This is a genomic window from Xanthomonas vesicatoria ATCC 35937 (genome assembly GCF_001908725.1).
In the GTDB taxonomy this organism is placed as follows: domain Bacteria; phylum Pseudomonadota; class Gammaproteobacteria; order Xanthomonadales; family Xanthomonadaceae; genus Xanthomonas; species Xanthomonas vesicatoria.
The window spans coordinates 120,327-139,464 of the sequence record NZ_CP018725.1 but is presented as its reverse complement, the minus strand read 5'-3'; the positions used below and the strand labels follow the sequence as shown (position 1 = coordinate 139,464).

14 protein-coding genes and 3 pseudogenes are annotated in these 19,138 nt (G+C 61.0%); 4 read left to right on the top strand and 13 right to left on the bottom strand.

What is annotated here, in order from left to right; all coding sequences use genetic code 11:
• Positions 1-91: 91 nt before the first annotated feature.
• The gene (gene hisS, locus BJD12_RS00555; RefSeq protein ID WP_042828684.1) at positions 92-1,528 is read right to left on the bottom strand and encodes a histidine--tRNA ligase; all 1,437 of its coding nucleotides are present in this window, start codon (positions 1,526-1,528) and stop codon (positions 92-94) included.
• Positions 1,529-1,776: 248 nt separating this feature from the next.
• On the opposite strand from hisS, the gene BJD12_RS00550 reads away from it, so the two are divergent.
• Positions 1,777-2,400 carry a Crp/Fnr family transcriptional regulator gene (locus BJD12_RS00550; RefSeq protein WP_005997437.1) on the top strand — a complete coding sequence of 208 codons (624 nt, stop codon included), beginning with the start codon at positions 1,777-1,779 and terminating at the stop codon, positions 2,398-2,400.
• Between the two features lie 196 nt (positions 2,401-2,596).
• Here the strand turns inward: BJD12_RS00550 and BJD12_RS00545 are convergent, their stop codons facing one another.
• Positions 2,597-3,340, bottom strand: a complete 744-nt coding sequence (locus BJD12_RS00545; RefSeq protein WP_039421469.1) for a murein L,D-transpeptidase catalytic domain family protein — start codon at positions 3,338-3,340, stop codon at positions 2,597-2,599.
• A 103-nt stretch (positions 3,341-3,443) separates the two neighbouring features.
• A complete protein-coding gene (gene thrC / locus BJD12_RS00540; RefSeq protein WP_005997440.1) occupies positions 3,444-4,748 on the bottom strand; it encodes a threonine synthase in 1,305 nt (434 codons plus the stop codon).
• Positions 4,749-4,906: 158 nt separating this feature from the next.
• Between thrC and BJD12_RS00535 the strand changes: the two genes are divergently transcribed.
• Entirely contained in the window at positions 4,907-5,221 is a 315-nt protein-coding gene (locus BJD12_RS00535; RefSeq protein WP_039421485.1) for an EthD family reductase, read from the top strand.
• 74 nt (positions 5,222-5,295) lie between these two features.
• Here BJD12_RS00535 and BJD12_RS00530 read toward each other — a convergent pair whose 3' ends face one another.
• The 3 genes from BJD12_RS00530 to BJD12_RS00515 form a co-directional block, all read right to left on the bottom strand.
• The gene (locus BJD12_RS00530; RefSeq protein ID WP_050812917.1) at positions 5,296-6,276 is read right to left on the bottom strand and encodes a homoserine kinase; all 981 of its coding nucleotides are present in this window, start codon (positions 6,274-6,276) and stop codon (positions 5,296-5,298) included.
• An 11-nt stretch (positions 6,277-6,287) separates the two neighbouring features.
• A complete protein-coding gene (thrA, locus tag BJD12_RS00525) occupies positions 6,288-8,795 on the bottom strand; it encodes a bifunctional aspartate kinase/homoserine dehydrogenase I (RefSeq protein WP_042828685.1) in 2,508 nt (835 codons plus the stop codon).
• A gap of 686 nt (positions 8,796-9,481) precedes the next feature.
• Positions 9,482-9,982 carry a TspO/MBR family protein gene (locus BJD12_RS00515; protein ID WP_005997449.1) on the bottom strand — a complete coding sequence of 167 codons (501 nt, stop codon included), beginning with the start codon at positions 9,980-9,982 and terminating at the stop codon, positions 9,482-9,484.
• Between the two features lie 218 nt (positions 9,983-10,200).
• Between BJD12_RS00515 and BJD12_RS00505 the strand changes: the two genes are divergently transcribed.
• Positions 10,201-11,333, top strand: a protein-coding gene (locus BJD12_RS00505; RefSeq protein ID WP_087943130.1) for an IS3 family transposase whose coding sequence is annotated in 2 segments (ribosomal slippage) — positions 10,201-10,462 and positions 10,462-11,333 — 1,134 coding nt in all. Because the reading frame shifts where the segments join, the coding sequence is not laid out codon by codon here.
• 276 nt (positions 11,334-11,609) lie between these two features.
• On the opposite strand, the gene BJD12_RS24005 is transcribed toward BJD12_RS00505, so the two are convergent.
• The 5 genes and pseudogenes from BJD12_RS24005 to BJD12_RS00490 all read right to left on the bottom strand — a co-directional run.
• Positions 11,610-11,999 carry a hypothetical protein gene (locus BJD12_RS24005; RefSeq protein ID WP_126936678.1) on the bottom strand — a complete coding sequence of 130 codons (390 nt, stop codon included), beginning with the start codon at positions 11,997-11,999 and terminating at the stop codon, positions 11,610-11,612.
• Complete coding sequence (locus BJD12_RS25285; RefSeq protein ID WP_425509112.1) at positions 11,992-12,171, bottom strand: cytidine deaminase-like fold-containing protein; 180 nt, start codon at positions 12,169-12,171, stop codon at positions 11,992-11,994. Before BJD12_RS25285 ends, BJD12_RS24005 begins: the two co-directional genes overlap by 8 nt.
• Positions 12,140-12,657, bottom strand: a pseudogene (locus BJD12_RS25280) (hypothetical protein). Before BJD12_RS25280 ends, BJD12_RS25285 begins: the two are co-directional and overlap by 32 nt.
• A 213-nt stretch (positions 12,658-12,870) precedes the next feature.
• Positions 12,871-13,686, bottom strand: coding sequence for a hypothetical protein (locus tag BJD12_RS00495; RefSeq protein WP_126936679.1), 816 nt, complete (start codon positions 13,684-13,686; stop codon positions 12,871-12,873).
• Positions 13,640-17,752, bottom strand: a pseudogene (locus BJD12_RS00490) (hemagglutinin repeat-containing protein); the annotation flags it as partial. The pseudogene BJD12_RS00490 and the gene BJD12_RS00495, both read right to left, overlap by 47 nt.
• Positions 17,753-18,023: 271 nt before the next feature.
• Here BJD12_RS00490 and BJD12_RS00480 point away from each other — a divergent pair.
• Positions 18,024-18,374 carry a SymE family type I addiction module toxin gene (locus BJD12_RS00480; RefSeq protein WP_074059284.1) on the top strand — a complete coding sequence of 117 codons (351 nt, stop codon included), beginning with the start codon at positions 18,024-18,026 and terminating at the stop codon, positions 18,372-18,374.
• 105 nt (positions 18,375-18,479) lie between these two features.
• On the opposite strand, the pseudogene BJD12_RS25275 reads toward BJD12_RS00480, so the two are convergent.
• Both BJD12_RS25275 and BJD12_RS24000 read right to left on the bottom strand, forming a co-directional pair.
• Positions 18,480-18,675, bottom strand: a pseudogene (locus BJD12_RS25275) (hypothetical protein); the annotation flags it as partial.
• Positions 18,676-18,742: 67 nt separating this feature from the next.
• Positions 18,743-19,129 carry a hypothetical protein gene (locus BJD12_RS24000; protein WP_005996801.1) on the bottom strand — a complete coding sequence of 129 codons (387 nt, stop codon included), beginning with the start codon at positions 19,127-19,129 and terminating at the stop codon, positions 18,743-18,745.
• Positions 19,130-19,138 lie beyond the last annotated feature (9 nt).

Here is a 19,138-nt window from a genome sequence, read left to right as displayed (position 1 = left end):
AAGAAACGAAAACCCACGGATGCCAGGCATCGGTGGGTTCGTCTTCGCAGCGATCAGGCGGCCTGGCCAAGCCACTGGACGTGCCATTCGCTCAATCGGCGGCCCTGGCTCCGGCCACCAGCATCGCCCTGGCCTGCTCCAGCTCAACCTGCAACGTGCTCGCCAACTCGTCGCGCGGCACATCGAACTGCTGCTCGCGCACCAGGTCCTTCACCGCCACCACGCCGCGCGCCAGCTCGTCGTGGCCGGCCAGCACCACAAAGCGGATGCCGGCGCGGGCGGCGTACTGGAACTGCTTGCCGACCTTCTTCGGCTCCATCTGCACTTCGGTGTTGATGCCCCCGATGCGCAGCCGGCGCGCGATATCCAGCGCGTCGTCCAGGCGGGTTTCGTCCAGCAGCGCCACCATCGCCTGCACGCTGCTTTCGGCGATGCCCTGGATCAGACCGGCCTCGCGCAGCTGCCAGAACAACCGGGTCAGGCCAATCGAGATGCCGACGCCGGGCAACTTGGACTTGGTGTAGTGGCTGGCCAGGCTTTCGTAGCGGCCGCCCGAGCAGATCGAGCCGATCTGCGGATGATCGGTCAGCGTGGTTTCGTAGACGGTGCCGGTGTAGTAATCCAGCCCACGCGCGATCGAGAAATTCAGGCAGTACGCGCTCTCGGGCACGCCCAAGGCCTTGACCAGTTCCAGCACCTCGCGCAATTCGGCAATGCCCTCGCCCAGCGTCGCACTGGCCCCAACCGAGACTTCCAGCGCCTGCAACTGTGCCAGCGCATCGGCATGGCCGCTTGAGCGCACCGCCACAAACGCCAGGATCTTGGCCACCTGCTCGGCGGCGATGTTGAAGCCCTCGCCCACCAGCGTGTCGCGCACGTAATCGGCGCCGCGCTTGTCGATCTTGTCGACCTCGCGCAGCACCGCCAGCTGCAGCTCGCCCTCGGCCACGCCCAGGCTTTCGAAAAACCCGCGCAGCAACTTGCGGTTGTTCAACTGTACCTTGAAGTCGCCGATGCCCAGTTCGGCGAACACCGCGTGGATCACCGCCAGCACTTCGGCGTCGTAGCGGATGCTCAGCGCATCCTTGCCGATCACATCGATATCGCACTGGTAGAACTCGCGGAAACGCCCGCGCTGCGCACGCTCGCCACGATATACGCGTTGCATCTGATAGCGACGGAACGGGAAGCTGAGATCGTGCTCATGCTCGGCGACATAGCGCGCCAGCGGCACGGTGAGGTCGAAGCGCAGGGCCAGCTCAGGCAGGCCGCCACCCTCGGCACCCTCGTCGGCCGCGGCCGCCGCGTTGGCCAGCGCCCCGGTGGACTGCACGAAGTACACCTGGCGCTCGGTTTCGCCGCCGGATTTGGTCAACAGCACGTCGGAGAGCTCGAACACCGGGGTTTCGACCGGCAGGAACCCGAACCGCGCGTAATTGCGGCGGATGACGTCCAGCATGCGCTGGAACGCGATCTGCTCGCGTGGCAGCAATTCCATGATGCCGGGCGGCGTACGGGGCTTGATCACGAGCGAAACTCCTGCAGGACGACTGGGGCGAGCCGGTAATTCTACCGGCTGGGCGGGCACGCTGACCGCATGGCGTATCATTGAGCTGCGTCCTCGGCAGTGCGTGACCCATGTATCGGCAGCTTTCAGACCCCAGCGTGACCTGCGCTGCGCCCGGCGCAGCACACGGCAGCGGCACGCCCAGTTCCGATTGCGCGCTCTGCGCGGTCCGCGGCCGTGCGATCTGCGCAGCATTGTCGCCCCAGGAAATGGGCGCGCTCGATCAGGCCACCACTGCGTCCAGCTATGCACCCGGCAGTACGCTGGTGCGCGCCGGCGATGCGCGCCAGCACGTCTATACCCTCACCTCCGGCGCCCTGCGCATGGTGCGCACGCTGGCCGACGGCCGCCGCCAGATCACCGGTTTCGTGCTGCCCGGTGACTATGTGGGGCTGACCGAAACTGCGCACCACCGCCACGATATCGAAGCCATCGTCGATAGCCGCGTGTGCCGCACGCCGATGGCGCAGATGCGCCAGTTGCGCGATCGCTACCCGCATCTGGAGCGCAAGCTGCTGCAACGCGCCAGCATGGAACTGGCCGCCGCGCAGGACACCGGCCTGCTGCTGGCGCGGCTGCAACCCAGCGAACGGCTGGCGCATTTTCTGTTGCGGCTAGCCGCCCGCTCCACACAGCCCGGCGCCAGCGGCGACACCGTTGCACTGCCGATGAGCCGCGGCGACATCGCCGACCATCTTGGGCTGACCATGGAAACGGTGAGCCGCACCTTCACCAAGCTCAGGCAGCAGCAACTGATCGCGCTGCCGCAACTGCACCTGGTACAGATCCTGGATTACCCCGCCCTGCGCGGCCTGGCGGGCGATACGGTCTGAGCGCCATTTGGCCGATCGTTGCCCAGCGGGGTTGATGGCATGGCCACGCCTCTGCGCGTTGCGACGATGCAGTGCCTGCAGGAGTGATGAAGACGGCTATGCGCTGGCATATAGCGCGGCAGCGCCGCAACTGCGCTTATTCACGCCGGCCGTGTTCTCAACCGCACTCCCGCATCAGCCCGCAGTGCACCACGCGTCAGCGGCCACCGACTGCACTGGCCACCGCCGCACCGCAGCCGCTACTCAGAAGTTGCGACTGCCGCAGCCAGGCGCGGTCCGGATAATAGGCAAACACGAACGCACCCTCGCGCAAGGTGTCGATCAACTGTTTGGCCACCGCCGGCCGCACCGCCGGGCAACCCAGGCTGCGTCCCAGCCGACCCTGGCTACGGATGATGGCCTCGCTGACGTAGGGCGCGCCGTGGATCACGATGGCGCGGTCGCGCGCGTGATCGTTGAAGCCCGGCTCCAGCCCTTTGAGCCGCAACGAGTAGCCGTTGTGGCCGGTGTACGCCTCCTGCGCGGTGAACGCCCCCAGGCTGGACTGGAAGCTGCCATCGGCGTTGGAGAACTTCGCGGCCAGGTTCTCGCCAGTGTTGCGCCCGTGCGCCACCCACTCCTGGAACAGCAGCCGCTGCCGCGCCAGGTCGAATACCCACAACCGGCGCTCGGTCGACGGCCGGCTGTAGTCGATCACGCTGAGCACGCGTTCGGCGCCTACCTGCTGGCGCTGGCGCGCGCACTGCAGCGCCTCGGTAGCCAACGCCAGGACCTGGCGGTCCAACGACGGCGCCTGACGCGCCAAGGCATCGATCAGCCCCGCACGCGGTGCGCCCAAGGGCGACACCGGGGACGCAACCATGGCATCGGCGGCCATGGACGCACCCGCCACTGCCCAGCCGCACACCGCGGCGACAACGGCAATCACTCGATAAGACATGCAGCAACCCACATCGAACGCGGCGCCACGCCGGGGCCGCACCCAGATAGAGATAGCCCCATGCGCGGCACTTTCCAACCCCGGCTGGCTGAACGCGTTTGGCTCAGGCCGCATCCGCAAGCAGGCGCTGCCGGAATGCCGCGTAGTCCGGCGCCAAGACTTCAGCGTGTGCGGGGCGCTGCAATAACGCGGCCAGCGCGGGTGGCACCTCGACCGCGCGGCCGATCAACGGCTCCACCACGCCTTCGAACTTGGCCGGGTGCGCGGTGGCCGCCACGGCCCAGTCCCCGGTGACGCCCTCGGCACCTTCGGCACGCAATTGCTCCAGCACATGCACCGCGGTGGCGGTGTGCGGGCAATGCACCTCGCCGTAGCGGGCATAACGCTGCTGGATGGTGTGGCTGATGGCCGCATCGTCCACCGACAGCGCCCGGAAGGCCTCGCGCAACGCCGCGTCGTCGCCCTGGTACAACCAGCGCAGCCGCTCGAAATTGCTTGGCGCGCCCACGTCCATCGCATTGGCCAGGGTCGCCACGCTGGGCTGCGGGGCGTAGTCGTCGCCGGCAAAATAGTCCGGCAACACGTGGTTGGCATTGGAGGCCAGCGCGATCTTGCCCAGCGGCACCCCGAGCGCGCGCGCCAGGATGGCGGCCAGCCCGTTGCCCAGATTACCGGTGGGCACTACCAGATTCAGCACACTGCCTGCGGCCGCCTGGTGCTGCAGGGCCGCGTGCGCGTAGTAGCTCATCTGCGGCAACAGGCGACCCAGGCTGATGCTGTTGGCCGAACTCAGCGGCACCTGCGCCTGCAGCGCCGCGTCGTTTAAGGCCTGCTTGACCATCGCCTGGCAATCGTCGAACGAGCCGGCCACGCGCAAGGCCTGGATGTTGTCGCCAAAGCAGCCCAGCTGATGCGCCTGGCGCGGCGACACCCGGCCATCCGGATACAGCACCACCACACGCAAGCCGGGCTGGCGATGGAATGCTGCCGCCACCGCAGCGCCGGTATCGCCGGAGGTGGCCACCAGAATGGTGAGCGGGCGGTCTTCGGCACGGCGCAGACGGGTCAGGCAGGCCGCCAAGAAGCGCGCACCGAAATCCTTGAATGCGGCGGTCGGGCCATGGAACAGCTCCAGCGCGTAGTCGCCGGGGGTGGCCAGTGGTACCAGCGGGGCCGGGAAATCGAACGCTTCGGCGCAGATGGCAGGCAGCTCGGGCGCCAACCCATCGCCTTCGAAAAACGGCTGCAGCAGCGTGGCGGCTGTCGCGCCCAGATCGGCAGAGGCGGCCAGCGTGCGCGCCGGCGGCAAGGTCTGCGGCACATACAGTCCGCCATCGGGGGCCAGGCCGGCGGCAATCGCCTGGCTCAGGCTTGCGGCGGGTGCGCCGCCACGGGTGGAGATGAACATCAGCGTGACTCCAGGCAAAAACAGGACCGGGCGTTACCCGGCAATGAAATGGTCGAGGAAATGGGCACGGTTGGCGCGGTTGCTGCGTTCCGCCGAGTGGTCCACTGCACGCGCTGATGCAGCGCTATGCTGCCCGCACCTTTCCGTGGAGTCGGCAGATGATCAAGGTCAGCGTGATGTACCCCTACCGCGAAGGCGCCCGTTTCGACCACAGCTACTACCGCGATCAGCACATGCCGCTGGTGAGCGCGCGCATGGGCGCGGCCTGCCTGCGTTACACCGTGGACAAGGGACTCAGCGGCGGCGAGCCGGGTAGCACGCCGGCCTTCATCGGCATGTGCCATATCTTTTGCGACTCGGTCGAGGCCTTCAACGCTAGCTTCGGCCCGCACGCGACGGAGATCCTGGGCGACATCGCCAACTACACCGACCTGAGCCCGGTGATGCAGATCAGCGAGGTCGTCGTGGAATAAGGGGCCTGCAGCGTGCTGCGTGGTCCGCACGTCGCACGCTGCATCCTGCCGAGCCGGGACATGCAGATGCCGGCTCATTCGATCCGCCGTGCCGCCGGGCTGGCGATCGGCGAGACCCAGGACTGGCTATCGAATCCGGCAGCGGCGAACGCGGCCTGCACCGCAGGCGCAGCGGCCTGCGCGGCGGCACGCGTTTCGAACCATGCGAACACACTGGGGCCGGCCCCGGAAATGCTCGCGCCCATCGCGTCATGCGCCAGCGCAGCTTGCTTGGCGGCGGCGAAGCCGGTGATCAGCGGGGCACGGCGTGGCTCGACCAGCACATCGCGCAAGCCGGCGCGCACCAACCCGGCATCGCCGGCATGGCAGCCTGCCAGCACCAACGCAAGATTGGTGCTCTGCGCGACAAACTCGCGCAGTCGATAATCGCCGGCCAGGGCTTCGCGCGCGCGACGGGTTTCCAGCACCGCATCCGGGTGCACCAACAGGCTGTGCCAGTCCGCTGGCACTGCGATCGGCACCAGCCGCTCCAGCGTGCACAGCACCAGCCCGCCCAAAAATAGCGGCCCTAGATTGTCGCCATGGCGGCTACCGCTAGCGACGGCTTCGCCGTCGAGCGCATGCTGATACAGCTGCGTCGTGCTCAGCGGCGTGTCCAGCAGTGCGTTTGCCGCCACCAACGCGGCCACACATGAGGCTGCCGAGCCCCCCATGCCTGAGCTCAACGCGATGCCCTTGTCGATCTCCACTTCAAAGCCGTAGGGCAACTCCAGTGCTGCGCGCAGCGACATCAAGGCTGCGCCGGCGGTGTTGCGCTCGGCATCCAGCGGCAACGCGACGGTGGTGCCGCGAATGGCGGCGATGCGTACCACCGGCGCATCGATGCGGCGCACCGTGACCGTATCGCCCACGCCATCGACCGGATAGCCCAACAAGTCGAAGCCCACGGCGACATTGGCAACCGATGCCGGTGCGAAGGCGCGCGCTTCGTGCAACGCCTGTGTGGCAAAAGACGCGCCACCTGATTGCGCTTGCGCGACTGCGGATTGACCGATCACTGCCTGGCTCACAATCGCGCCCCCTCGCCCGCCGCCACGCGCAGCAGATCGGCAAACACACCGGCCGCGGTGACCTCCGGCCCGGCGCCCGGGCCCTGCACCACCAGCGGGTTCTCGCAGTAACGCCGCGTGGTGAACTGCACCACGTTGTCGGTCAGGCGCAGGTTGGCGAAGGCATGATCGGCCGGCAGCTCGACCAGGCCCACGCTGGGCGCGCGATCGGGCGGCAGCTGCGCGACATAGCGCAACACATTGCCGCGTACGCGCGCATCGGTCAGCCGCTGCGCGAACGTTGCATCCACTTCGTGCAAGCGCGCCATGAAGTCCTCCACGCTGGCCTGGCGCAATGCTTCTGGCACCAGGCTTTCGACGTTGACGTCTTCCAGGCTGATCGCGCGCCCCGCTTCGCGTGCCAAAATCACCAGCTTGCGCGCCACATCCACGCCCGACAGATCGTCGCGTGGGTCCGGCTCGGTATAGCCCATGCCGCGCGCCTGCGTCACCAGTTCGGAGAACGCCACGCTGCCGTCGTATTTGTTGAACAGCCACGCCAAGGTGCCGGAAAAGATGCCTTCGATCGAAGTCACCGCATCGCCGGTATCGACCAGATCGCGCAGCGTGGTGATCACCGGCAGGCCCGCACCCACGGTGGCCTCGTAACGGAAACGCGCGCCACTGGCATCGGCCGCCGCACGGATCGCTTCGTAGCGCGCCAAGGGGCCGGAGCCGGCTTGTTTGTTCGGCGTCACCACATGGATGCCGGCCGCCAACCAACCGGCATAGCGGTCGGCCACTTCTGCGCTGCCGCTGCAATCGATGATCACCGTATGCGGCAGATGCGCCGACAGCAGATGCGTGGTGAACCGCTCCAGATCGGTCGTGGTGGCCGCGGATGCAAACGCATCGCGCCAATCGCCGACCAGGCCGCGCTCGTCCAGCAACATGCGCCCGCGCGACACCACCGCGCGCAAGCGCAGGTCGATGTTGGCCTTGCCCAGCAGCTGCGGCTGCGCGATGCGTAACTGGTCCAGCAACGCCGCGCCAACATTGCCCGGCCCGATCACACCCACCGAGAACGTCTGCGGCGACAGCCAGAAGCCGGCATGCGCCGCGCGCAAGGCCTTGGTCGCATGCGCCGCATCGATGGCCACCGAGATATTGCGCTCCGACGATCCCTGCGCGATGGCCAGGATATTGACCTGCGCGCGCCCCAGCGATTCGAACAGCCGCGCCGCCACACCCGGCTGCCCGGCCATGCCATCGCCCACTGCCGCCAACACGCTGATGCCGGTGGTCAGCTGCACGCGCTGTACCTGGCCCACGGTGAGTTCGTGCGCAAACGCCTGCAACAACGCAGTGCGTGCACGCTCGGACTCATGCTGCTTGACCACGCAGCAGATCGAATGCTCCGACGAGCCCTGCGAGATCATCACCACCGAGACCTGCGCCGTGCGCAGCGCCGCGAACACGCGCTCGGCCGTGCCCGGCACGCCGATTAGGCCGGTGCCTTCGAGATTGAGCACTGCCAGATCCGGGCTCAGCGTCAGCCCCTTGATCGGCCCGCTGACTGCGCTGCTGGCGGTGATGCGCGTGCCCGGATGTTCGGGCTGGAAGGTGTTGCGGATGATGATCGGCAGGCCGCGCTCGATCGCCGGCGACATGGTCTGCGGATGCACCACCTTCGCCCCGAAGTACGCCAGCTCGCAGGCCTCATCGTAGCTCAGTGTTTCCAGCTGCACTGCCTCCGGCACCACGCGCGGGTCGGCCGACAGCACGCCATCCACGTCGGTCCAGATATGCAGTTCGTCCGCATCGAATAATGCCGCGAAGATCGCACCGGAATAATCGCTGCCGTTGCGGCCCAGCGTGGTGATGCGGTCGGCGCGGTCGCGCGCCACGAATCCGGTCACCACCACACGCGTCTGCGGATGCGCCTGGCGCCAGGTCGCAAGCCGGCGCGCGCTGGTATCCCAGTCCACGTCGACGCCGAGCTCGCCACGGTTGACCACCAGCACATCGCGCGCATCCAGCACCGCGCAGTCTTCGCCGATGGCGCGGAAGTGATCGCCCAACAGCTGCGCCGAATACACCTCGCCCAGGCCTTGCACGCGGTCGAGCACCTCGCGCGGCAACTCGCCGATCACCGCCAAGGCCCCCAGGATCTGCGCCAGATGCTCGAAACGCTCGTCCAGCCACTCCACCGTTGGCCCCGAGTGTTCGCCGAGCAAGGCCACCGCCGCGCCACGATGGCGTGCGCGCGTTTCATGCCAACGCTCGCGCCACTCCGGGCGATCCTGCGCGGCCAGCTCGGCCAGCTCGATCAGGGCGTCGGTGACCCCCTTCATCGCCGAGACCACGGTGACCTGCACCGTCTCGTCGCGCGCCAGCAACAGGTGCGCAACGTGCCGATAGCGTTCGGCATCGGCCACCGACGTGCCGCCGAATTTGTGCACGACAGTGCGTGCGGAAGAGGCGGCAACAGCGGCGGGTTCGAGCGAAACAACAGGCGATGACATCGACAGACCTCGTTAGGGAGGCCCCGTCCGCATCAAATGAGGGAGGAAAGCCCCCGCATCCTGATCCGGGTGCGGGGCCGTTGTTTTCGGAAGTTACGCGAAGACGACGGACCGCACCGGGCGAATGGTGACGGTGGTAATGGTGCTGGTAATTCCGGCCACGCCCGTACCGGCCCACAGCAGCGGCTGGCAGAGAAGCGAAACGGTGGCGGAGGCGTTACCCATGCCTGCAAAAGACATCAGCGGACCGAGGCCTGTCAAGCGTTGCGTGAATGGGAGTGGGCGCATGCTTGGCACAGCCAACAGAAAACCTTGTCGCTCAGGGATTTAGGCGCCGCGCCCGCAAGTAATTGATTGCTATGGAAACTTTTATGACGACCTCGGCGGACCGCCGTGCGCAACTTTGGAACACCTGTCAGCGCCGTCCAGGAGGAAAGGTTCAATTCGCATCGTTAGCGCCCACCCAGGGTTGGCGCCCATCCACGCGTGTGCACCTGTCTGGTCAGCGCGGAAGCGAGAGGTGGCTCAGAGGCCGTCATTTCCTCTGAACACCCTGCCCCCTTTGACGCTGCCGACTTACCGCTTCCAAAATGAATTCTCATCGCACCGCTCAGACGAGCGTCGTCCTGCGTTCCGAACCAGTAAACAATGCAGATCCAGCCAATTGCCTGTGTCACACCGCAGGATCAGCCGAGCACCTGAGGATTGAGTTGCCAGACCGAGAAATTAAGCGCCGCCGCAAAGCTCACCCATGCCAGATACGGCAGCAGCAACCACGCCGCCAGCGTTTGCCTCTTCGCGAATGCCGCGATCGTGGCCGCCAGCACCAGCCATAGCGCAACGATGTCGGCAAACGCCCAGGCTCCAATGTGCCACGCAAAGAACAGCCAGCTCCACAAACCATTGAGCGCCAGCTGCACCACGAATAGAGCCAATGCCACCCGCGCCTCAGTCCAGCCACCGCGCCGCCACACCAGCCACACCGATACCGCCATCATCCCGTACAACACCGTCCAAACCGGTCCGAATAGCGAGCCCGGCGGCGCCCAGACGGGACGCTGTAGCCCAGCGTAAAAGCTGGCCGCCTGGATCGATGCCGCCGCGCCCAGCCCCGCGATTGCATAGCAAAGCGCCAGCCAGCCGAGAAGGCCGAACCATTGCGATTTTTCTGACAGACGGTGCGTCATGAGAGTTCTGGCGAGTTATCAACGTTCACCAGGTTGCCAGAGCATCTGTGCAAGCCGTGACTACGCAAACAAGCGAACTTGCGCTCAACTAATGCCTTATGGCGTCGCGCTGCCATAGACAATCTCCTCAAGTGAGTGACCCACCCCCGAAAAACCGTGCCAACGTAAAGTAGAGACTTCGCCCCGCATGGGCCCCGTGGATCACGAGGAATCAGGCGATGAAGAAGTCGCGTTTTACCGAAGAGCAGATCGCGTACGCGCTCAAGCAGGTCGAGCTGGGGATGGCGGTTGGCGAGGTGTGCCGCAAGATGGGCATCGCCGAGGCGACGTTCTATGTGTGGCGCAAGAAATACGGTGGGCTTGGCCCCTCCGAACTGAAGCGCCTGCGCGTGCTGGAAGAGGAAAACCGCAAGCTCAAGCAGCTGGTTGCCGACCTGAGCCTGGACATGGCGATGCTCCAGGAGGTGGTCACAAAAAAACTCTAAGGGCGCCCCAGAAGCGCAGCTGGGTTGCCCGCTTGAGAGAGCGCTTCGGCGTGAGCGAACGACGCGCATTGCGGATCGTGGCGATGTCGCGCTCGGCGTTTTCGTACAAGGCCAAGGCGCGCGACTGCAGCGCCATCCGCTTGCGGATGCGCCAGATCACGCAGACGCGCATCCACTATGGCTGCGAACGGGTGTTGGTGATGCTGCGGCGCGAAGGCTGGCGGGACAACCACAAGCGGGTGCATCGCATCTACAAGGAAGAAGGCCTGTCGTTGCGGCATTGTCGCCCGCGACGTAGTCGCAGTAGTCGTCGCCGGCAACCGATCAAGGTGGCCGCGGCGCCGAACACGCTGTGGGGCATGGACTTCGTCAGTGACACGCTGTTCGATGGACGTCGCTTCCGGCTGCTGCCGGTGCTGGACCACTTCACGCATGAGTGCCTGGATATCGTCGTAAATCAGTCCTTGGGCGCTGACGATGTCGCCGACGCAGTGGCGCGGCTGGTCGCTCAACGAGGCAAGCCGGAAGCGATCAAAGTGGATAACGGCAGTGAGTTTGCCGGCAAGGTGATGGACCGCTGGGCCTATGAGAACGGCGTAGAGCTGGACTTTTCCCGACGTGGCACGCCGACGGACAACGCGATGGTGGAAAGCTTCAACGGCCGGCTGCGACAGGAGTGTCTGAACGAGCATTGGTTCTTGTCCCTAGCCGATGCACGGAGCAAAATCGAAGCGTGGCGGCGCTTCTATAACGAGGAGCGCCCCCACAGTGCACTGGCATGGAAAACCCCTGCGGAATTCGCCCGAGAACACGGGTCCCAAGCGAATTCCCTGGCGCCGAAAGAGGTCGAAATCTCTATCGACTGATGGCCCTGCTATCGGGGGTGGGTCATGAGGGAATTGGACTCGAAACTGATGTGCTACTCAACTTGGGGGGACGTCGTCCCTGTAAGGCGGCGCTGCCGCCGGCCTGCACACGGGTGCCGGTTAGCGTAATACAGACGGCAAACATCCACAACGAACGTTCAGCCGGGCAGTCGAAATAATATTAACTCAAACCACAAGTTCATTCATTGAGTCCTAAACGAAAAATCCACATCCCAAGGCGATTTAAAACTCGAAACCTCATTCAATCTACCCTTGTCAAAAAAAAACCTTCATCAAGTCTTTGGCCAAGTCCAAATCAGACAGCCAACCTCTCGGATCCCACTTCTGATCCAGATAGCTTACAAAATCAACTCCATTACAACCTTCGCCCCCCCACCACTTCAAAATTTCACGCTTCGGATCATTCGAATCGACCCTTAGCAAAATTCTATACATTCCTTTAACCCCCTCCATAACAACAGCTGTAATTTTCTCATTTGAATCATCAACTCCATGATAATAATGCATGATAAGAGTTGCTCGCCCCCCATCTACAAAGACGGATTCAATTCCCGCAACAATCCTTTCCCATGCGGGATCTTCGGTGCAAACAGCACGCATACCGGGAACGCCGAAGGAAAGTATAAATTCGTACTTATTATCCACCAGTAGCCCTCTTCAGCTCGACCAGACCGTAACCAATTTTCCGCCTACTCCAAATCAAAGTTTTCCCAGTAGTAGGATCATAGACAGTCAACGAACTTAGCCCGGACCTCTCGGCGGCAGCCGCCAAGTTGGTTGATTGACTACAATAAGAACAAATTTTCTTCCCTTTCACTACCAGTACCACTGATGCGCCCCTGATTAAGCAGGTTGCCGGCGGTGACACTGATATCGGCACCGGCGATGACACCCTGGTTGCTCGTGGTGTTGGTGGCGTTGAGCTCGACGTTGCCGCCTGCGATCAAGGCACCATTGCCGCGCAACTGCAGCAAGTTGGAGGCCAGGTAGACCACCGGCACCAGTATCTTCTGGCCCTGGTAGTCCTGCTCCACCATCCACACGATATCTGTGTGAGTGCAGCGGCCTAGGCGACGGTGAGGCCCACGCCCATGCTGAGTTGCAACTGGCCTGCGGCGGCTACGCCGGATTCGAGCAGGGCACGATACTACGCCACGCCGTCGGCGTAATTGCCCAGATAGCGGCGGCCGGTGAGCTGGGTGATCTAATCCAGCACCAGACGCTGTTCGTAGAAGCCATCGCCCAGGCGGGTCTGGGTCCACTCCGGGCCTACGCCGAGCTTGTCTAGCAGGAAGTCGCTGATGATGAAGTTGTCGTAGCTGACGAAGCGCGGATCGATCTCGATCTAGTAACGACGGCCCGGGGCCGTTGCTGACTATTCGTTGCGTATCTTCAGAACGAAATTTCCTACGATAGCATTTATTCTGAAATTTTCTCCAACCTTTTTATTTCGCTTTATAATCTCCACCATAGGATTCGCCTCTCCTGAGTAAAAGTCACTATAAACTAAGAAGAATTAATGCGCAATTCGGTAACGACAAATTTCTCGTTTTGCTTTTTTCTGATAAGAACATTCAATATTTGCGGCATTCATTGGCTGCAGCTCCACGCTCTCGGCAATAGTTCGCAGTGTAGCTAGGCGCGACGCCAGGACGTCCGGATAAGAAAGCATCCTTCCGTCGAAGCTTCCATTAACGGTAAGCCACCATCCTGCCGGGCTTCGATAAATATACGTGACCTCGTATCTTCCCAACGCACGGCCAGCATGATCGACGCGAAAATATCTATCATCGGATTTTGCAGTAACATCGCCTCGATCAAAGAAATATTTTTTTTCTTGAACTTCCCACTTCAGCCCGTGACTATGAAAATCACCTAGAAAACTAGATTCAATTGGCACACTTCGTTCAGACAGTTTTTCCAATCGTGCCCTCTCACGCTCATCTTCGAGAGCACGCTTCTTTTCCGTCAACGAATTGACGGAAAAAATAGTTCCACCACCATCATACCGCCCCCAAGCCGGACTGGGCCCTATGCCACTGTCTATAGGTATGGAGGTTTCATTTTTGTACGAAGGACATATAATTCGTGAGCGCCTATACCTTATAATACTTTCAATATCTCTAGCAGCGACAACAGTAGCCTCTTTACATATATTAAGCACCTCCTCATCCGGAGAAAAATAAGCTACATATAAGTCATCACGCCCTTGAAAAACGCCGCAACCTGTAAGAAGTAGCGAAGCCGATGCGAAAATAGCCCACAAAAATTTGCACCAACTGGAATTATTTACCGCCGACCATTTTATTATATTCATCAACTTTCTTTTCATTCCAGTTATTTGGCGATTTGATATTATTATTGATGTACCCATTATGGGCCGTATCATCACCCCCAAGTGATCCGACCCCAAAAACACTTTTCCAGAAATTACTACGGACCTTATGCACATAGTAATCAGCATCACTTGGGTCCGCGTATTTCGTTCCACCAATAAAAGAAACACCCAATATAGACGGCATAAAATCATCGGGGTTATTTAAATAAACCATGTGATCGGAAATTCTTCCATCACCAATAACCGACTTTATTGGATTCGCTAGCCGCCCCGCCCTTACAGCAGAACCAACATTTATTGAGTTAAACCCTGAATTATCATTTTTGTAGCCGGAATCAGCCACAGCAGCGAGTGCATTTGCCATTACGATGGTGCCGCGACTATGCGCCAGCAGCTCCAAGTCAGCGTTGTCACCCTGCCTTAGTATTGCGTCAGCTAGGCTGCGCGTAGTCTCGGACGAGTTCAATCCGAAAGGAACCGCGAACTTTTCCCAGCCAGCTGCGAATAGATCCGTAGCGAGGCCGCCAGTACCATAATATTGGACATACACGGTATCATCTACTTTACTCCGCCTATCATGGCCCATCGCCAATTGTCCAGCCCGCTGTGGATTGTTGAGGATTCCATTGGTAGCAATAATATTTGCACCCTCTGGAATTTCGTTCAAGAAATTAATTACCACATCATTTTCTTTACCCCAAGCTAGAAGTCCATCAACCCCCTTCCCTGCTGGTGGCTTTAAACCAGCACACTGATCTGGAGTCTTACCAACACCACATGTAAAAGCAATTGCTTGGGTTTCGTGTCCTTGGCGAATTGCCGTATCTGCATTGAGTTCGGCACCATTGTAAAGAAACAAATCTTTTGCGTAAGAGAGGGTGTCACCCAGGGAGGAACTCCCGGTCAAGAGACTAAGACCAAAGCCAACACCAGCATAAGTCAATGTCTTTCCAACCTTTCCGCCATCACGGTCTTCGCGCAAACTCACTACTTCAGCACGTAGATCGCTAGAAAGCTGAAGATTGCCGTCCGCTAACGCTTGATCGGCTCGCTTCTGGACATCATCAATCGCCTCCTGCTTTTTACGAATCTGCTGCGCCTGGTAGTTTCGGACCAGGTCAGTTGCAACAGACCCGATTTCCATTCTTTCAGACACTTTCTGCTCGTCGAAAATTTTCTTTAAACCGCTATTTGCCAATTCATCCGTATCTCTCTTAATGCCATCTAACGCTGATGAGTTGCCATTCCTAACCTCCATTGAGCCGGCAGCAATGGCACTATGCGTGACACTAGAATCTTTATCCGACTGTGGCAGACCCAGCGTAGGCTTGAAGCCTGATCCGCTAACGCTCACACCAAGACTATTGGCTTCATACTCGGCTTTGTTCTTGAGATCTTCTGCCGTGAGGCTATCCGTCGATAGAGTATTCAATGATGAGCTAGCTGAGCTGACAATCGCACCGCCGACTAGCTTGGTGTCTCCGCCCACGACAATGTCGAAGCCGCCATTGCCGGCCTGGATACCGCTCTGCTCGGTCACGCTGGTGTAGCTGCTGTTGACATTTTGCTGGCTGTAGCTGCCGCCGCTACCAGAGCCGGTCGCCAGGGTCAGGCTGGCCTGTTGCTGCTTGCTTTTGTACTCGTTGGTGTCCTGCTCGCTTTTGATCAGCAGGTCGCCGCCCACATTGGCGAGCACCTTGTTGCCGATAGCCTGTGCGCCCTGGATCGTGGTGTCGTTGCCACTCACCAAGGTCAATGTATCGTTGGCAGTGACCACGCTTTCCGTGCGTAGATCGCTGTTGCCCTTGGCACTGCCTTTGCCTGCTGACACCGACAGGTAATAGCCGGTGACTGCACCAACACTGATGCCGATCTCTCCACCGGCGTTCTTGTTCTCCGATTTGGTGGTGTTGGTTTCCTTGTTGCTCAGCAGGTTGAGATTGTTTGCAGCAGCCAGGGCCACATTTTCGCCGGCGATCTTGCTGCCGACGACATTGAGGTCGCCACCAGTTGCTGCAATGGTGACGTCGCCGTTGCTGAGGATGCGACTGCCGCCGGTGGTTTCCTCGTGCGTGGTCGTCTTGCTTGACGAACTGCTGGCACCGATACCAAGGCGCAAGCTCACGCCCGCCGCATTGGCTGCACCTTGCGCGCCATCCGCTGCAGCAGTACCTGCCTTGGTCGTGTTTCCTGCAACCGCTTGGCCGTCGTAGCCCTTCAGGCCATTGTTGACCATCCCCACGGTGTCGCTGACCGCATAGCCCGCCTTGGCGGCGTAAAGCGCCTTCAAGCGGTCGTCTTCAACTTCCGATCCACGCTTGACTGCGCCGTAGATCGCCTGCGCGGCGTCTACAGCCCCACCGGTCAGCCCCAGCGTAATGCCCGCACTCTGCTGCTTGGACGTCTGCACCGTATCCACGGTGTTTTCCGCGGCAGCAATCGTGACTTCCTTACCCACGATGGTGGTGCTGGTGGCGCTCAGTACATCGCTACCGGTGATGGACACCTTGTTGCCAGCAGTAATTGTCACCGCGCCGTCGGTGCTGCCGACCAGGCTGCCGCTGTTGGACACCTCGGTGACGTCCAGCCCATCGGTTTTTTTGGTGACGCCCAATGCGGCGCTGAATCCGCCACCACCATATAGACCGGACTTCTTGACCGTCTTCTCATGCTCTTCGCTGTGCGTGTTCTGCACCGTGTCCAGCGTGATGTTGTTGCCCGCGGCCAACACCACATCGCCGGTGCTGGCGACCTGCGCGCCTTGCGACAGTAGATCGTTACCCGCCGCAATCTGCACCGTGTCAGCACTGAGCGTGGTGGTGACCGCCACGTTGTCGTGCCACGCATCATGCGTGGTGGTCGTCTTGCTCGAGAACGTACCCTTCTTCTTCTTGGTCATGTCCTGCACGGCGTCGTGCTGCTCGCTGGCGGCGAGCAGATTGACGTCGTTGCCGGCGGCCAGGGTGATGCCGCCTTCCTTGGTGGCGGCCGATGCGGCGGTCAGGGTGATGTCGTTGCCCGCCTGCATGGCCACATTGCCGCCGGCACTGAACTCGGTGCCGTGGACGGTTTCGTCGCGGGTGCTGGTGGTTTGCTTGAAGCGCTTGCGCGTTTCCAGGACATCGCTGGTGTCCACCGTGGTCAGCGTGCTGGCGTTGATGTCGTTGCCGGCGCTGATCCCCAAGCCCTTGCCTGCATCGAGTTTTGCGGCCACAAGGTTGACGTCGTTGCCGGCGCTGAGGATCAGGTTGCCGCCGGCAGCGAGCGCCTGCTGGTCGATGCTCTGGGTGGTCGTGGTGGTGGTGACGCGGGTCTTGCCGTTGCGCGAGTTGTACCTGTTGGTCTCGCTGTCGTTGAGCACGGACTCGACATTGAGGTTGTTGCCGGCTGCGGCGATCAAATCACCGCCCGCCTTGACCTCGGCCTGGCGAATGGTCAGGTCGTTGCCGGCGGTCAGCTGCAGGCTGTCGCCGGTGCTGATGCTGGTGCGGGTGGCGACCTTGCCGTCCAGGCCGATGGTCGGCGTCAGCGACAGGTTATTGCCTGCCTGCAGCGCGGCGCTTCCGCCGGCCGCGATGGTCACGCCGTGCAGTTGCAGGTCGTTGCCTGCAGACACGATCAGGTCCTTGCCAGTGGTCACCGACACGGCATCGCCGCCGCGCAGCAGGCCGTTGTCGTCGCGCAAGGCGCTGGGCGTGAGGCTGAGGTTGTTGCCGGCGATCAACGCCGCACTACCGCCGGCCTGCACGCGGGTACCGGTCAGGGCCATGTCGTTGCCGGCCATCAGTTGCAGGGTGTTGCTGGCGTTGATGCCCGACAGGATGCCGACGCCGTTGATGGCCTTGGCCGCTTCGCTGACCAGGTTGTTGCCGGCCACCAGTGCGACATCGCGGCCCTGGATCTGGCCCTGGTTGAGCAGGTCGTTACGCGCTTCCAGCGCTACGCTGCCGGTGCCGCTGATGCGGCCCTGGTTGAGCAGGTTGCCGGCGGTGATGCTGACATCGGCACCGGCGATGACGCCCTGGTTGCTCATGGTATTGGTGGCATTGAGCGCGAGGTTACGAAGCCATTGACATGGCTCGTGCCCGGTAGCAATCTCTTGCTCCAAGGAGCGTAGAAACTCCTCACGTAGCGGTACCCACCTCCGTCAAACCGGTGGGTTTTTTGTGCCTGCATCTTTGCTGGCGCAACCGACGCGATGCCTGCGTCGGGAGGGCGGCTAATACAACACCCGCAAGGGGAATATGCCCGCCGGCTACGTGCGGTTTCTAACCTCCCGACATCCCGTCGCTGATCGGCGACGGCGCCTGTTCGCAACGGAGGGCTTTGCCATGCGTCAACCGCCATCTCGCACCACCACGCGCAAGCGCGCAAAGCGTCAACCACCCCTGGACGCGGTCTGGCGCATCAAAGAGTCGCCGCTCCCCCCGATGCTCACCCACGAAGAGATTGAATCCGCCAACGCCGCCGACCTGGTAAAACAACGGCGCGTCGTACGTCGCCCGCGCCCTCCGCAACAACTGACAGTCGGTTATGGCTACTATCACGCAAGCGATCAACGTGTTCCTACACTGCGTTTGCGCGGTCGCTGGTTGGAACAACTTGGCTTTGTTATTGGCAGCAAAATCAGCATTCGCATGCGCGATGGCGAGCTAGTCGTGAGTCTTGCTAGTCGTCCCTGAAAAATCTCTTTCAGGCGCTAATCGGCAACGGTGACCGGCCCAAGGCGCCCAAGGATGGCTAAGCCGTGTAGCGCATCCGCGCATGCAAGCGCAATCCAGCGCAGAGCGACGACCGGTAAGCTGGGCGGCTTGGGTCCAACACTAGGCGCCGTTCATGGGCGCCATAGCCCAGGTGGCTCTGAGTTCAAATCGAGTGAACGCCCAGTTTGTCCAGCAGGAAGTCACTGCTGATGAAGTTGTCGTAATTGATAAAGAGCGAATCGGTTACACAGTTCATTTGGTAGCCCTCAGAGGCGTCCACACTCGGATTTTTATTAGATTTCACATCGGTAGAAATTACTGTTAATAATGCCTCACCACGATACTCGTCAAAGCTGAAAGTAAACAGACTTTATAAAATAACCATCCGGGGAAAATAACGAAGTCTCAACATCTGGTAGCACGACACCAAGATCATCTCTTTCAAAATTCAATCCAATATCACTAGCTTTTTTTAAAAAATCTTCAATATTTTCATCAAAAATTTTTATTCCATCAATTGATAAATTTGCCCCACTCATGAACTCAGCACCCTCCACAATATAGGATTCTGAATAAAATACATGGACCTTATGCTTAGAAAAGTTATCAGTAGTGTTTTTTGCAAAAGAGTTTTTACTAAACTCATCAAAATCACCCAATATTTCCCTTACCTTAGATCGCGCCATTCCCTTTAGGATTGGCCCAACTCCAAAACTTATTTTTTCAAAATTCATGCTTATTTA

Bases quoted from the DNA above. Each gene is read 5' to 3' on its own strand.
- BJD12_RS00550 (WP_005997437.1), top strand. From the start codon at position 1,777: ATGGGCGCGCTCGATCAGGCCACCACTGCGTCCAGCTATGCACCCGGC.
- BJD12_RS00545 (WP_039421469.1), bottom strand. From the start codon at position 3,340: ATGTCTTATCGAGTGATTGCCGTTGTCGCCGCGGTGTGCGGCTGGGCA.
- thrC (WP_005997440.1), bottom strand. From the start codon at position 4,748: ATGTTCATCTCCACCCGTGGCGGCGCACCCGCCGCAAGCCTGAGCCAG.
- BJD12_RS00535 (WP_039421485.1), top strand. From the start codon at position 4,907: ATGATCAAGGTCAGCGTGATGTACCCCTACCGCGAAGGCGCCCGTTTC.
- thrA (WP_042828685.1), bottom strand. From the start codon at position 8,795: ATGTCATCGCCTGTTGTTTCGCTCGAACCCGCCGCTGTTGCCGCCTCT.
- BJD12_RS00515 (WP_005997449.1), bottom strand. From the start codon at position 9,982: ATGACGCACCGTCTGTCAGAAAAATCGCAATGGTTCGGCCTTCTCGGC.
- BJD12_RS00495 (WP_126936679.1), bottom strand. From the start codon at position 13,686: ATGAAAAGAAAGTTGATGAATATAATAAAATGGTCGGCGGTAAATAAT.
- BJD12_RS00480 (WP_074059284.1), top strand. From the start codon at position 18,024: ATGCGTCAACCGCCATCTCGCACCACCACGCGCAAGCGCGCAAAGCGT.
- BJD12_RS24000 (WP_005996801.1), bottom strand. From the start codon at position 19,129: ATGAATTTTGAAAAAATAAGTTTTGGAGTTGGGCCAATCCTAAAGGGA.